The sequence below is a fragment of the Sphingomonas sp. MMS24-J45 genome (assembly GCF_044881195.1).
Classification (GTDB): domain Bacteria; phylum Pseudomonadota; class Alphaproteobacteria; order Sphingomonadales; family Sphingomonadaceae; genus Sphingomonas.
The window spans coordinates 732,186-745,672 of sequence record NZ_CP173255.1; the positions used below are offsets into that span (position 1 = coordinate 732,186).

Here is a 13,487-nt window from a genome sequence, read left to right on the forward strand (position 1 = left end):
AATCAGCGACGGCAAAACGCCGGGCCTCGCCCTCCCCTCCGCTGACCCGGCGGGCCCCTTCCCTCTCCCAGCCGGAGAGGGAAAACCTTTATCCCTCCAGCTCGCGCAGCAAGAAGCGCACAGCGGTATCGATCTCGCGATCCTTGTCGCGTAATTCCTCGATGCGGCGGACCGCGTGGATCACGGTCGAATGGTCGCGCCCGCCGAACTTGCGGCCGATCTCGGGCAGCGAGCGCGTCGTCAGCCGCTTGGCGAGATACATCGCGATTTGGCGCGGGCGGGCGACCACCACCGCGCGGCGGGCCGAAACCAGATCGACCGGCTTCAGCTCGAAGTGCGCGGAAACGGCTTTCTGGATCTCGTCGATCGTCACGCGGCGTTCGGCCCCGCGCAGCACGTCGCCGAGGGTCGCCACGGCGAATTCCAGATCGACCGGGCAATCGGTCAGTTGCGCATACGCGACGACGCGGTTGAGCGCGCCTTCGAGATCGCGGATGTTCGCCGTAATCCGCACGGCGAGCAAGTCGAGTACCTCGGCCGGCACCGATACGCCGGGCATGTCGACCAGCTTGCGCTCCAGCACCGCGCGGCGCAGCGCCAGGTCGGGCGTCTTGATGTCGGCGACCAGACCGCACGACAGCCGCGAGGTGATCCGCGCCTCGACCCCGTCGAGCCCCTGCGGGCAACGGTCAGCCGAGATGACCAGGCGTTTGCCTGCACCCATCACTTCGTTGATCGTGTGGAAGAATTCTTCCTGCGTCGAATCCTTTCCCGCGATGAACTGCAGATCGTCGATCAGCAGCAGATCGGCCGAGCGCAGCCGCGTCTTGAAGCTGTGCGTGTCACGGTTGCGCAGCGCCGAGACGAAATCGAACATGAACCGCTCAGCCGACATCAGCAGCACGCGGGCGTCCGGCACCGCCTCCAGATAGGCCGCGCCGATCGCGTGCATCAAATGCGTCTTGCCCTGCCCCGTACCCGAATGGAGGAACAACGGGCTGAAACGCGGCACGCCCGGCTCGGCGAGCGCGCGCGCGGCGTTGAAGGCGACGCGATTGGAGGCATCCACCACGAACCGGTCGAAGCTGAAGCGCGGGTCGAGCGGCGGTCGCTCGGCAGCCTTCGCCGCAGGCACCGGCGCGGCGGGTGCGGGGGCCGGGAGGGATTCGACGGTCAGGACCGGCACCGGCGCGGCGGCCACACCGGTTTCAATCGTGACACGGCGCACGCCCGGAAGCACGGCGCGGAATTCCTGCAGCAGCCGGTCCGAATAGTGGTTACGCACCCAATTCGTCATGAACGCCGACGGCAGCGTCAGCCGCACGGCATCGGGTTCGTCCGAAGTGGCCAGCGCCATCGGCTTCAACCACTGATCGAACAGACGCGCACCGGCCGATTCGCGCAGATGTGCGCGGACAGTCCCCCAGGCACGCGCCACCGAATCATGGTCGGAGCCGCGGCTGTGGCTCCCGCTCGGGCGGTCAGCGACGGTGATTGGCTCCCCCTCATTCCTCACGTCGATACCAAACCTTTATTTTTCAAATCGTTCCGCTATCGAAACGATCGTTATACGACAGACAAAGTTCCCCTCAGCCGGAAACGCAGTCCGCCTGACAATGCCATTCGATTTGAGTCGCGAGACGATCGTCTGCGCGTCGGAGGGACAGTTATGAAGATCGCAGCGAGTCGGGCAAGAGCAACGCCTGTCAGATTTTTGAAATAATCCGGTTGACTCGCATTTGCCCAAGGATTCGCGTCAAATAACTTACAAGCATCTGTATTTATTGGATAATTACGATGACATTCCAATGAACTTTATGCGAATCGCGGTGAGTCCTACGTTTGTCATCGGCGGCCAAAAATCGGGTTCGCAATACGTTCTTTCCCGTAGCCCGAAATATGGAAAATCGACGCACACGACAAAAAGCCCGCCGGACATAGGTCCGGCGGGCGATATGTTCGCCACTCAATTGGAGTGTCAGGCCAGCGCTGAAAGGCGCTTGGTCAGCCGCGAGAATTTGCGGCTAGCGGTGTTCTTGTGCAGCACGCCCTTGGCGACACCACGCATCAGCTCGGGCTGCACCTGCGCCATCGCGGCGGTGGCAGCGGCCTTGTCGCCTGCTTCCAGCGCGGTCTCGGCCTTCTTCACGAAGGTGCGGATCCGGCTGGTGCGGTTGCCGTTCACGATGGTCCGCGCGGCGTTGCGACGGATACGCTTTTTCGCCTGTGGCGTGTTCGCCATGAAGCCCTCTGATTCTGTAAATAAGAAAGGGCGGGAGTAACCTCCCGGCCCCGGAAGCCGTGCGCCTTAGCGAGAAGCCGCTGAACGGTCAACCGTTGCGGCGCTCATCGCTGACATTTCGGACACCAGAAGGTCGATCGCCCGCCCTCGGCATAGCGCGCGACTGTCCCGCCACAGGGGCAGGGCTGCCCTTCACGACCGTAAACCGAGAATTGCTTGGAGAAATAGCCCAATTCCCCGTCGGGCCGGGCATAATCGCGCAAGCTCGACCCACCCGCTTCGATCGCGGCGAGCAAGACGCTGCGAATCGCGGGCACGAGTCGATCGAGTTTGGCGCGCGACACCTTCCCCGCGGCGCGCTTCGGTGAGATGCCGGCCAGGAACAGCGCCTCGCACACGTAGATATTGCCCAGCCCCGCGACGATTCGCTGATCGAGCAGCATCAGCTTGATCGACGCGATTCGCCCTTCCAGCGCAATCTGGAGATAGGCCGCCGTCAAACCCGGCCCCAGCGGCTCGGGCCCGAGCGCCTTGAAAGCGGGGAAATCGGCCAGCAATTCGGTCGCGACCAGATCGACCGACCCAAACCGCCGCGCATCGTTGAGCGCCAGCCGCCGCGTCGCGGTTTCCAGGATGAGATGATCGTGCGGCAGCACCTCCGCCGGATCGACGCGCCACCGCCCCGACATGCCGAGGTGGAAGATCATCGTATCGCCGCGATCGGTGTCGATCAGCCCATATTTCGCGCGGCGCGACAGGCCGGTGACGGTCGCACCGGTCAACCGCTGGCCCAGATCGACCGGAAACGGCCGCCGCAGATCAGCGCGGCGCAACTGGACACGCTCGATCCGCTGGCCCTCCAGCACCGGGGTAAGCCCGCGCACGGTGGTTTCGACTTCGGGAAGCTCAGGCATAGTCCGCCATCGCGCGATCGCAGCGAAGCCGCAACATCTTCCCTTCTCTTTGATCACGGCGACGTCGTGAAAATCTGGTGGAGGACCACGCGACGGTTTGCGCGGGCGCGCGGCTCGGCTAGAGCCGCTGTCATGAGCGATCCCATGACAGCCCCCGGCGCCGACACCGTCTCCTTCGGGTACGAAGACATTCCCGCCACCGAAAAGACCGCCCGCGTCGGCGGTGTCTTTTCCAGCGTGGCGCGCAGCTACGACATCATGAACGACGCGATGTCGGGCGGGATGCACCGGCTGTGGAAGGACCGCTTCGTGCGCCGCGTCAAACCGCGCGCTGGCGAACAGATTCTCGATATGGCTGGCGGCACTGGTGACATTGCCTTCCGCCTTGCCGAATCGGGTGCGAGCATCACGGTCGCCGATATCAATCCACAAATGCTCGAAGTAGGCATGGACCGCGCCGCCAAGCGCGGCATCGACGGGCTGGTCTGGTCAGAAGCGAATGCCGAGGTTCTGCAATTCCCTGACCGCTTCTTCGACGCCTATACGATCGCGTTCGGCATCCGCAACGTGACCGACATCCCCAAGGCGCTGCGCGAGGCGAACCGCGTGCTGCGGCGCGGCGGGCGTTTCTATTGCCTCGAATTCTCGACCACGCTGTGGCCCGGCTTCGCCGACGTGTACGACGCCTATTCGCACAAGGTGGTGCCCAAGCTCGGCAAGCTGCTGGCAAAGGATGAGGACAGCTATCGCTACCTGATCGAATCGATCCGCCGCTTTCCCGACATGCCGACCTTCGAAGGCATGATCCGTGACGCCGGCTTCGTGCAGACCAATGTCGAGCCGATGCTCGGCGGGTTGGTCGCGATTCACTCCGGGTGGAAGATTTGATGGGGCTTAGGACATGACCGCCCCCGCAATTCACGTCTGGCGTCTGCTCAAATGGGGCCGCATCCTCGCGCGGCACGGGGCGCTGCGCGGCATCGAGCGCGATCCCAACACCCCCACCCCGGTGCGCCGCCTCGCCCGCATCGCGCGGATCGGCGCGCGCGTGCCCGCGGTCCCACGCTATGCCGATGCGTTGCAGGCGATCGGCCCCGCTGCGATCAAGCTTGGTCAGACACTCGCGACACGCCCCGATATCGTCGGGGATGAGGCGGCGGCCGATCTGATGCGGCTACAGGATACCCTGCCCCCCGTCCCGTATGAGACGATCCACGCCGCAATGACGCGCGCGTTTCAGCGCGATCCGGCTGACCTCTTCGCCTCGATCGACCCGACGCCGGTCGGCGCTGCTTCGATCGCGCAAGTCCATCGCGGCGTCACCACCGATGGCCGCACCGTCGCGATCAAGGTCCTGCGTCCTGGCGTCGAGGAGGATTTCGCCCGCGCGATCGACACCTATCAATGGGCCGCCGCGCAAGTCGAGGCGATGGGCGGCGAGATCGCCCGGTTGCGCCCGCGCCTGGTGATCGAGACGTTCAAGCGCTGGACCGCACGCGAGCTCGATTTCCGGCGCGAGGCGGCGTCCGCCTCCGAACTCGCCGATGCCATGACCGCCGAGCCCGATTTCCTGGTGCCCGCGATCGATTGGCAGCGAACGGCGGGCAAGGTGCTGACGCTCGAATGGATCGACGGCATCAAGCTGTCGAACCGCGAGGCATTGGTCGCGGCCGGCTATGACATGCAGAAGCTGGCCGACACGCTCGTCCACGCTTTCCTGCGCCAGGCGATCGCGGAGGGATTCTTCCACGCCGACATGCACCAGGGAAACCTGTTCGCTTTGCCCGGCAACAAGATCGCTGCGATCGATTTCGGTATTATGGGCCGGATCGACCGCCGCGCGCGCGTCTGGCTCGCCGAAATCCTCTATGGGCTGATTACCGGCAACTACAAACGCGTCGCCGAAATCCACTTCGAAGCGGGCTATGTCCCGCCGCACCACAGCGTCGCCGAATTCGCGACCGCACTGCGCGCAGTCGGTGAGCCGATGCGCGGGATGCCGGTCAAGGACATGTCGATCGGCATGATGCTGGACGGCCTGTTCAACATCACCCGCGATTTCGACATGCAGACGCAGCCGCATCTGCTGCTGCTGCAAAAGACGATGGTGATGGTCGAGGGCGTCGCGACCAGCCTCGACCCCGACATCAACCTGTGGGACGCGGCCGCCCCATTCGTGCGCGAATGGATTCGCACCGAACTCGGGCCAGAGGCGGCAGTGGCAGACCGGCTGGTCGAGGATTTCCGCACCCTCGCCCGCCTGCCCGATCTGATCCGCAACATCGAACGCCGCTTCCCCAACCCGCCGGGCGCCCCGCCCGAACCGCCGCTGCGCGAGATCGAAGTGGTCAGGATCGGCGGCGGGTGGCGCTATGTCGCGGTATCGCTGGTAAGTGTCGCGGCGAGCTTGGGCATCGGGTGGATGTTGTGGGGGTAACCTTCCTGTCTCCGTCGCCGCGGCCGCGTGCCGGGGTCCACCGTGCAGCAAGCAATGTCGCTCAAGGGCCCGAGGCATTTCGAGCGGCTTGGTGGAACCCGGCACGCGGCCGGGGTGACGGATGTCGGGTGGGGGGGGCTTGTGACCCAAGCCCCCCTCTGGCTCTCCTCCCCCTCGCGCTACGTCGCGCTGAAACCACAAGCCGCGCGGATCGCGCTGGCGCTGCTCGCGTTGCTGCTCGCCGCTACCCTTCTCGCGCTGATCAGCCCGGGGCCCCCGCCGATCAGCCACGACCCCGCCCAGCGCGCGCAGGATCAGGCGGACGTCATGCTGTACGAATCGATCGTGCAGGATATGCGCGGCGGTCAGGATTATTACTCCGCGGCGGCCCAGGCCCTGCGCAACGGCGATTATCCGATGCGGCCGTTCGTCACCTTTCGGCTGCCGACGCTGGCCGCCGTGCAGGCGCTGTTGCCGCGCAGCGTTACGACAGGGTTGCTCTACGCACTGACGGTATGCGTCCTGCTCGCCTGGTATCGACGGCTGAGACCTGTCTTCGCGCGGACGCCGCCACGCCTGATCGCGATGGCGCTGCTGTGCGGCGGGCTGATTGCGTTCGTGCAGGGTGAATTGGCGAGTTTCCATGAGGTATGGGCAGGCTTGCTGATCGCGCTGTCGCTGGCGGTGCGGCGCGAGGACAAATGGATCGAGGCGGTCGCGATCGGGCTGAGCGCGATGCTGATCCGCGAGACGGCTGCACTCTATGTCGGCGTGATGGCCGTACTCGCGTTGCTGGAGGGCAACCGCAAGGAAGCCCTTGGGTGGGCGGCGACGCTCGCGATCCTCGCGATCGTGGTCGCGCTCCACGCTCATGCTGTCGGGCAGGTCGTACGGCCGACCGATCCGGCGTCGCCCGGCTGGACCGGGTTGCTGGGCTTTGGCTTCTTCGTGAAGACGATGCAGTTATCGACCGCGCTCGCTCTTGCCCCCTTATGGCTCGCAGCCCCGCTGGTCGGCCTCGCTTTATTCGGCTGGTCGGCGTGGAACAGCACGCTGGCGCTGCGCGCCCTGGCGGTGTTTGCGGTCTATGCCGCGCTGCTCGGGCTGTTCGGGCGGACCGACACCTTCTATTGGGGGCTGATGATCGCGCCCACGCTCCTGATCGGCCTCGCCTTCGTGCCCGATGGCGTGCGCGATCTGACCGCCGCCGCGCGCACTCCACGCCGGAAAATCACGATTACGCGAGTGACCCGGTGAAGGTCCTTCTGATCGTCGGCGGCGGCATCGCAGCCTACAAAGCGTGCGAGGTGATCCGCCTGTGCCGCAAGGCCGGGATCGAGGTGACTTGCGTCCTGACCGCAGGCGGCGCGCATTTCATCACGGCGATGACGCTGGCAGCGCTGTCCGAAAACCAGGTCTATACTTCGCTATGGGATTTGAAGGACGAGGCAGAGATGGGCCATATCCAGCTCAGCCGCGCGGCCGATCTCCTCGTCGTCGCCCCCGCCACTGCCGATTTGCTCGCGAAAATGGCGGCCGGGATCGCCGATGATCTCGCGACGACGCTCCTGCTGGCGACCGACAAGCCGGTTCTCGCCGCCCCTGCAATGAATGTACGGATGTGGCAGCACCCCGCGACGCGCCGCAACGTCGCGACGCTGCGGAGTGACGGCGTAACGGTGATCGAGCCGGATGAGGGCGCGATGGCGTGCGGGGAGTTCGGCCCGGGCCGCCTGCCGGAACCGGCGGCGATACTTGCGGCGATCGAGGCGGCGTTGCTTTGACGTCCGCCGTTGCCGGAATGCACGGCACCCACATCCTCGTCACTGCGGGGCCGACGCATGAGCCGATCGACCCGGTGCGCTATCTCGCCAATCGCTCGTCGGGGAAGCAAGGCTTTGCGATTGCGGCCGCCCTGGCACGGCGCGGCGCGCGGGTAACGTTGGTTGCTGGGCCGGTGCGGCTCGTTACGCCCGCAGGGGTGACGCGGATCGACGTCGAGACCGCGCTTCAGATGCACGCTGCGGTCGAAGCCGCCCTCCCCGCCGATGCCGCCGTGATGGTCGCGGCCGTTGCGGACTGGCGCGTGGAAAGCGCGCGCCAGAAGATCAAGAAAGGTGCAGGCGGACCGCCGGCGCTGCACTTGGTGGAAAATCCCGACATCCTTGCTGGGCTCGCCGCTCATCCGCGCCGCCCACGCTTGTTGATAGGCTTTGCGGCAGAAACCGAGCGCGTGATCGAGCACGCCACCGCAAAGCGCTTCCGCAAGGGCGTGGATTGGATCGTAGCGAACGACGTCTCCGGCGACGTGATGGGCGGCGCCGCGAACACCGTCCATATCGTCACCGCAAACGGCGTCGAAAGCTGGGAGCAAATGCCGAAAGACGCCGTCGCCGAACGCTTCGCCGAGCGGATCGCCGAAGCGCTCGGCTGAACCTTACAGCCCGAGCTTGTGCTTCAGCTCATCAATTTGCACTGATGCTTCGGCCTTGCTCAAATCCGCACTGGGCGGGTCGATCTTTGCCTGTTCGCATAGCGTCGTCAGATAGGAGGCTTGCGCGCCGGTCATCGGATCATCGCCCGATACCCAAGTTTCCGGATCCTTTTCCACGTTGGATGCCGGATGCTCGTCCAGCTTGGGATTATGCAGGGAATTGTCCACGGAGCACCTCGTTGATGTTGCTTTTATGTTCTCAATCTTTCAATCCCGCGCGGGTTCCCGGGCGGTTGAATATTGACCGCAATCAAGAAGACTTTGCTTTCATGCGCTCGCCCGATTCGGCTATGCCGTTCAACATGCCGACCCCGATCACGATCGCGCTAAAGCGTTTGCCCCACGGCGAAGGCCTACCGCTGCCTGGCTATGCGACCAAGGGCGCCGCCGGGATGGACGTCGTCGCCGCCGAGCCCGCGACGCTTGCCCCCGGCGCGCGCGCTGCAGTCGCCACGGGCTTCGCGATCGCAATCCCGGCGGGCTATGAGGTGCAGGTGCGTCCGCGATCGGGCCTTGCCCTGAAGCACGGCATCACGTGTCTCAACACCCCCGGCACGATCGACAGCGATTATCGCGGCGAGGTGAAGGTGATCCTGATCAACCTTGGTCAGGAGCCGTTCGAGATCGCGCGCGGCGATCGCATCGCTCAACTCGTTCCGGCCCCGGTTCAGCGCGCAACGCTGGACGTGGTCGTATCGCTCGACGATACGGACCGTGGAACCGGGGGTTTCGGATCGACCGGACGATGATCGCCTTATTGCTTATTCAGGCGGCCGATGCGCCCGCCGTTCCCGTCGATTGGGACACGCTTGCGCCAATGCCCTATGTCTCCGCGCCGGAAATGACGCCGCAATTAAATGCCTTTGTTGGCGGCGAGGTAGCCGCCGGGCGCTGCGCCCTGCCAAAGCCGGCCGATGGCCATTATGTTGTAAGGGTCGATGTCGCGGCGCTGATCGATGGATCGGGCGTGATTCGCAAAACCGTGCCCCATGCCATCGCCTGCCCGACCGTCGAACAATATGCGGCGGGTCTGGTCACCGGTTTCGCGCGCGGAAACTTGAATTTGCGCGCTAGCGCGAGCGGGACGTGGTACCGGGCGACGATCGTATTCGACTGGCGCGGATGAGCCTTTCCGACGCGGAGCTGGAGCGCTACGCACGCCACATCGTCCTGCGCGAGGTCGGCGGGGCCGGTCAGGCAAGACTAAAATCGGCGTGCGTAGCGGTCGTCGGTACAGGCGGGATCGGATCGCCTGCAATCCAATATCTTGCGGCAGCCGGCATCGGGCGGCTGATCCTAATCGATAACGATACGGTCGACCTGTCGAACCTGCAGCGACAGACCTTATTTGGCGACGTCGATATTGGCGCGTCCAAAGTGACCGCCGCGGCGCTGGCCGTTTCCCGGATCAACCCGCACGTTACGCTGGATCTGCACGCCGAACGGCTGACCGCAGACAATGCCGAGGCTCTGATCGGCGGCGCGGATGTCGTGCTCGACGGCACGGACAGTTTCGCGACTCGCCTCGCGGTGGCCGATGCAGCGCACCGCCTGCGCATCCCGCTCGTATCGGCGGCGGTCGGTCAGTTCGAGGGACAGCTCGGCGTGTTCCGTGGGTGGGAGACCGACAGGCCCTGCTACCGCTGTTTCGTGGGCGATGCCGCCGATGCCGCAGGCGACAGTTGCGCCGACCTCGGCGTAATCGGTGCGATGACCGGGGTGATGGGCAGCCTCGCCGCGCTGGAGGCGATGCGCGCTATTATCGGCTTCGGGGATGACAGCGCAGGCAAATTGCTGCTAGTCGATGCGCTCGCCTTCCGCTTCCGCACGATCGCGCTGCCAAAGGACCCAGGCTGCGACGCTTGCGGTTAGCGCGGCCTTAACCGGAGCGCGGTAGGGCAAACGCATGAAAAGCGCGCGCATCCTCGTCATCTTCGGCACACGTCCGGAAGCGATCAAGCTGTTCCCCGTGGTCGCCGCGTTGAAAGCCACGCCCGGCCTCGACGTGCGCACGTGCGTCACGGCGCAGCATCGCGGTCTGCTGGATCAGGTGCTGAGCATCGCCGGCCTGACGCCCGATATCGATCTCGATCTGATGGAGCCGGGCCAGTCGCTCGACCGCCTAACCGCCCGCTTGCTGACCGGTCTGGGCGATGTGATGGATGCCGAGCGGCCCGATCGCGTGATCGTGCAAGGCGATACCGCAACCGCGATGGTCGGCGCGCTCGCCGCTTATTACCGCAAGGTGCCGGTCAGCCATGTCGAGGCGGGACTTCGCTCGGGCGACATCTATCAGCCCTGGCCGGAAGAAGTGAATCGCCGCATCGTCGCCCCGATCGCCGACCAGCACTTCGCACCGACCGAGACGGCGGCCGAGGCGCTGCACCGCGAGAATATCAATCCCGCGACGATTCACGTCACCGGCAACACCGTGATCGACGCACTCCACGCGACGCGCGCTAAGCTCAAAGCGGACCCCTCGCTGGCGACGGGGCTGGACGACATCGCCGCACGTTTCGCGGGCAAGCGCATCGTGCTCGTCACCACGCATCGGCGCGAGAATTTCGGCGGTGGCATGGAGAATATCGCCCACGCGCTAGGCCGCATTGCCGCGCGCGACGATGTCGCGATCCTGTTTCCGATGCACCCCAACCCCAACGTCGTCGCCGCGATGGAACGCGTACTGGGCGACCGACCGAACATCGCGCGAATCGATCCGCTCGATTACCCGCACTTCATCCGCGCCTTGGAGCTATGCGACATCGCGCTAACCGATTCGGGCGGTGTTCAGGAGGAAGCGCCCGCGCTCGCCAAGCCCGTGCTGGTCATGCGCGAGACGACCGAACGCCCAGGGTGTGGCGGCGGGGACGGCGAAGCTGATCGGCACCGACCCCAAGCGGATCGTCGCCGAAGTCACCACTTTGCTAGACGATCCGAATGCGTATGCCGCGATGGCCCGCGCGCACAACCCGTTCGGCGATGGCCATGCGAGCGCGCGAATCGCCAAGGTTGTGGCGGGCGGCTGAGCGACCCTTAAGCGGGCAGTGCGACCCAGTTTTCCAGCGTCACCCCCGCCGTCTGCTCGGGCGTTACCGGCACCAGCCGACCCGATTCCTCAAGCCGGAACCACGTATAGCCCGCCGCCTGGACAATACGCGCCGGCTCCGCCGGGTCGAACCCGGCCGACTGCGTCAGTGGCGGGCATACCTCCATGAAAATCACCCGCGGCAGCCGCCGTGCGAGCGTGTCGCGCGCGCCGCCGAACACCAGGCTTTCAAAGCCCTCGACATCGATCTTTAGCAGCGCGAGCGCGTCGATCGCCTGATCCGCGACGAACTGGTCGAGTGTCGTCGCCGCGACGATCTGAACGTGCATGTCCTGGGCGGTGGCGATGCGCGCGGTCGCGCGCTCGGTCGGGTTGGCGTTGAACGAAAGACTGCCAGGGGCATCGGCGACCGCGAGCTGATGCGCGCGAATATTGCGCAGTCCATTCAGCGCAATATTCTTGCCGAGCGCTGCAAAGGTGCCAGGCGCAGGCTCGATCGCGTGGACGACGCGCTCGGGAAATTGGTGGGCCAGGAGCACGCTGACGATGCCGACGTTTGCGCCGATATCGATGATGTCACCCGGCGTGCCCGCGACGCGATCGAGGAAGAAATGCTGCTCGGCGGGCGAGATGCACCCCCGCATCGAGTGATATTCGCTGAAATTGACGAAATTCCCGATCAGCGCGCCATTGCTGAGCTTGAAGGTCGCGTTGCCCGAGCGCGCTTGCGCGATCCGCCAGCCGATATATTCAAAGCCAAGCGCCGGGTTAGACAGGACGGTCGCAATGTTGCTCAAATTCATGACGTCAAGAATCCTGCTGCAGGCGGGCGGCTCGGCCTATCGCAAGCGGGAGCGCTTTCTCAAAGAGCTTTTGATGCGGTATGCCTCGGTACCGTCCGAAAGCTGAACACGCGCACACCCTGCCAGCCTCCGGCGGATGATGCTATGAGATTGCGCTATCCTTTGCGAATTATTCACCACCGCAAGGGCACATCGTTCCCCGCATAGCGAACGGGATGAACGATGATTTCGGATTCTGCACTCAAGGTCGTTGTCGTCGGCCTGGGCTATATCGGGTTGCCCACCGCCGCCGTCATCGCGCGGACGGGCGCGCAGGTGCTGGGTATCGACGTGTCCGAACATGTCGTCGAGACGGTTAATTCGGGCAAGGTACATATCGAGGAGGTCGATCTCGACGGTCTCGTCTCGGGCGTCGTCGCACGCGGCAACCTGCGTGCGGCCACGCTCATCGAACCCGCCGATGTGTTCGTCATCGCCGTCCCCACCCCCTTTGCCGACGATCACGCCCCAAATATCGGCTATGTCCTGCGCGCCGCGACGACGATCGCGGCGGTGCTGAAGGCCGGCGACGTGGTGATCCTCGAATCCACCTCGCCGGTCGGCACCACCGAGAAAGTGCGCGATCTGCTGGCGCAGCTTCGCCCCGATCTGAAGATTCCCGGCAAGACAGCAGAAAGCCCGGATGTCGCCATCGCCTATTGCCCGGAGCGCGTGCTGCCCGGCCGCATCCTGGTCGAGCTGATCGACAATGACCGCGTGATCGGCGGCATCACGCCGCGGTGCGCGCGCAAGGCGCTGCAATTCTACCGCCGCTTCGTGCGTGGGGCCTGCGTCACGACGACCAGCCGCGCGGCGGAAATGACCAAGCTGACGGAGAATGCGTTCCGCGATGTCAACATCGCCTTTGCCAATGAACTCAGCCGCGTCGCCGATACGATGGATGTCGATGTGTGGGAGGTGATTCGCCTCGCCAATCGCCATCCGCGCGTGAACATCCTGTCGCCCGGCCCCGGCGTCGGTGGGCATTGCATCGCGGTCGATCCGTGGTTCCTGGTGCACGCCGACCGCGCCAACACGCCGCTGATCCGCACCGCACGCGAAGTGAATGACGCGAAGATCGATTATGTCGTCGAGCGCGCCGAAGCGATGGTCGCAGCCCATCCGGGAATGCGCGTCGCGTGCCTCGGCCTCGCCTTCAAGGCGAACATCGACGACTTCCGCGAGAGTCCGGCGTTGAAGGTCGCGGCCGCGCTGGCCGCGCAATTCGGCGATCGGCTCGACGTGGTCGAGCCCTATACCGACACGCTGCCCCCGCGTTCGACGGCACCGGCGCGACGCTGACCGACATCGATAGCGCGATCGAGACGTGCGGCATCATGATCGTTTTGGTCGATCACGACGTGTTCAAATCGGTGCCGGTCGACGAGCGCGCGGACAAGATCGTCTACGACACGCGCGGCATTTGGCCCGATCAGCCGCGCGCCACGGCAAAGCAGGAGCCGTTGCGTCTGGTGGGCTAACCTAAATTAGGGACTTCCGTTCGGCCCGCGG

The 13,487-nt window shown here is 65.1% G+C and carries 12 protein-coding genes and 3 pseudogenes; 10 read left to right on the forward strand and 5 right to left on the reverse strand.

Annotated elements, in window-relative coordinates; genetic code table 11:
* Positions 1-88 precede the first annotated feature (88 nt).
* The 3 genes from dnaA to mutM form a co-directional block, all read right to left on the reverse strand.
* Complete coding sequence (dnaA, locus tag AB5I39_RS03755) at positions 89-1,438, reverse strand: chromosomal replication initiator protein DnaA (protein ID WP_404373997.1); 1,350 nt, start codon at positions 1,436-1,438, stop codon at positions 89-91.
* Positions 1,439-1,978: 540 nt separating this feature from the next.
* On the reverse strand, positions 1,979-2,242 hold the full coding sequence (gene rpsT, locus AB5I39_RS03760) for a 30S ribosomal protein S20 (RefSeq protein ID WP_404371345.1): 264 nt from the start codon (positions 2,240-2,242) through the stop codon (positions 1,979-1,981).
* A gap of 104 nt (positions 2,243-2,346) precedes the next feature.
* Complete coding sequence (mutM, locus tag AB5I39_RS03765) at positions 2,347-3,156, reverse strand: bifunctional DNA-formamidopyrimidine glycosylase/DNA-(apurinic or apyrimidinic site) lyase (protein WP_404371347.1); 810 nt, start codon at positions 3,154-3,156, stop codon at positions 2,347-2,349.
* Between the two features lie 144 nt (positions 3,157-3,300).
* On the opposite strand from mutM, the gene AB5I39_RS03770 reads away from it, so the two are divergent.
* The 4 genes and pseudogenes from AB5I39_RS03770 to coaBC all read left to right on the forward strand — a co-directional run bounded on the left by AB5I39_RS03770 (position 3,301) and on the right by coaBC (position 8,027).
* Positions 3,301-4,044: a class I SAM-dependent methyltransferase gene (locus tag AB5I39_RS03770; RefSeq protein ID WP_404373999.1), complete on the forward strand. Its 744-nt coding sequence runs from the start codon at positions 3,301-3,303 to the stop codon at positions 4,042-4,044.
* Between the two features lie 13 nt (positions 4,045-4,057).
* Positions 4,058-5,593, forward strand: coding sequence for a 2-polyprenylphenol 6-hydroxylase (gene ubiB, locus AB5I39_RS03775; protein WP_404371350.1), 1,536 nt, complete (start codon positions 4,058-4,060; stop codon positions 5,591-5,593).
* 141 nt (positions 5,594-5,734) lie between these two features.
* A complete protein-coding gene (locus AB5I39_RS03780; RefSeq protein ID WP_404371353.1) occupies positions 5,735-6,850 on the forward strand; it encodes a hypothetical protein in 1,116 nt (371 codons plus the stop codon).
* A pseudogene (gene coaBC, locus AB5I39_RS03785) lies at positions 6,847-8,027 on the forward strand (bifunctional phosphopantothenoylcysteine decarboxylase/phosphopantothenate--cysteine ligase CoaBC). Before AB5I39_RS03780 ends, coaBC begins: the two are co-directional and overlap by 4 nt.
* Before the next feature lie 3 nt (positions 8,028-8,030).
* On the opposite strand, the gene AB5I39_RS03790 reads toward coaBC, so the two are convergent.
* Positions 8,031-8,255 (reverse strand): DUF3072 domain-containing protein, encoded by a 225-nt coding sequence (locus AB5I39_RS03790; RefSeq protein ID WP_404371356.1) that lies wholly within the window; start codon positions 8,253-8,255, stop codon positions 8,031-8,033.
* Between the two features lie 134 nt (positions 8,256-8,389).
* Here AB5I39_RS03790 and dut point away from each other — a divergent pair, with 134 nt between their 5' ends.
* The 4 genes and pseudogenes from dut to wecB all read left to right on the forward strand — a co-directional run bounded on the left by dut (position 8,390) and on the right by wecB (position 11,113).
* Entirely contained in the window at positions 8,390-8,836 is a 447-nt protein-coding gene (dut, locus tag AB5I39_RS03795; protein ID WP_404374001.1) for a dUTP diphosphatase, read from the forward strand.
* On the forward strand, positions 8,833-9,213 hold the full coding sequence (locus tag AB5I39_RS03800; protein ID WP_404371359.1) for a hypothetical protein: 381 nt from the start codon (positions 8,833-8,835) through the stop codon (positions 9,211-9,213). The genes dut and AB5I39_RS03800 overlap by 4 nt, the downstream gene beginning before the upstream one ends.
* Positions 9,210-9,959, forward strand: coding sequence for a HesA/MoeB/ThiF family protein (locus tag AB5I39_RS03805; protein ID WP_404371362.1), 750 nt, complete (start codon positions 9,210-9,212; stop codon positions 9,957-9,959). The genes AB5I39_RS03800 and AB5I39_RS03805 overlap by 4 nt, the downstream gene beginning before the upstream one ends.
* A 34-nt stretch (positions 9,960-9,993) precedes the next feature.
* Positions 9,994-11,113: pseudogene (wecB, locus tag AB5I39_RS03810) on the forward strand (non-hydrolyzing UDP-N-acetylglucosamine 2-epimerase).
* 7 nt (positions 11,114-11,120) lie between these two features.
* Here wecB and AB5I39_RS03815 read toward each other — a convergent pair.
* Positions 11,121-11,930 carry an FkbM family methyltransferase gene (locus tag AB5I39_RS03815; RefSeq protein WP_404371364.1) on the reverse strand — a complete coding sequence of 270 codons (810 nt, stop codon included), beginning with the start codon at positions 11,928-11,930 and terminating at the stop codon, positions 11,121-11,123.
* Here AB5I39_RS03815 and AB5I39_RS03820 point away from each other — a divergent pair.
* Together AB5I39_RS03820 and wecC are read left to right on the forward strand one after the other, a co-directional pair.
* Entirely contained in the window at positions 11,920-12,042 is a 123-nt protein-coding gene (locus AB5I39_RS03820; RefSeq protein WP_404371367.1) for a hypothetical protein, read from the forward strand. The two genes, AB5I39_RS03815 and AB5I39_RS03820, sit on opposite strands and share 11 nt — an antisense overlap.
* Positions 12,043-12,158: 116 nt before the next feature.
* Positions 12,159-13,456: pseudogene (wecC, locus tag AB5I39_RS03825) on the forward strand (UDP-N-acetyl-D-mannosamine dehydrogenase).
* The last annotated feature ends 31 nt before the right edge of the window (positions 13,457-13,487 follow it).

Excerpts from the sequence above, each read along its gene's own strand:
- rpsT (WP_404371345.1), bottom strand. The coding sequence starts at position 2,242 with ATGGCGAACACGCCACAGGCGAAAAAGCGTATCCGTCGCAACGCCGCG.
- mutM (WP_404371347.1), bottom strand. The coding sequence starts at position 3,156 with ATGCCTGAGCTTCCCGAAGTCGAAACCACCGTGCGCGGGCTTACCCCG.
- AB5I39_RS03770 (WP_404373999.1), top strand. The coding sequence starts at position 3,301 with ATGACAGCCCCCGGCGCCGACACCGTCTCCTTCGGGTACGAAGACATT.
- ubiB (WP_404371350.1), top strand. The coding sequence starts at position 4,058 with ATGACCGCCCCCGCAATTCACGTCTGGCGTCTGCTCAAATGGGGCCGC.
- dut (WP_404374001.1), top strand. The coding sequence starts at position 8,390 with ATGCCGACCCCGATCACGATCGCGCTAAAGCGTTTGCCCCACGGCGAA.
- AB5I39_RS03800 (WP_404371359.1), top strand. The coding sequence starts at position 8,833 with ATGATCGCCTTATTGCTTATTCAGGCGGCCGATGCGCCCGCCGTTCCC.
- AB5I39_RS03805 (WP_404371362.1), top strand. The coding sequence starts at position 9,210 with ATGAGCCTTTCCGACGCGGAGCTGGAGCGCTACGCACGCCACATCGTC.
- AB5I39_RS03820 (WP_404371367.1), top strand. The coding sequence starts at position 11,920 with ATGTTGCTCAAATTCATGACGTCAAGAATCCTGCTGCAGGCGGGCGGC.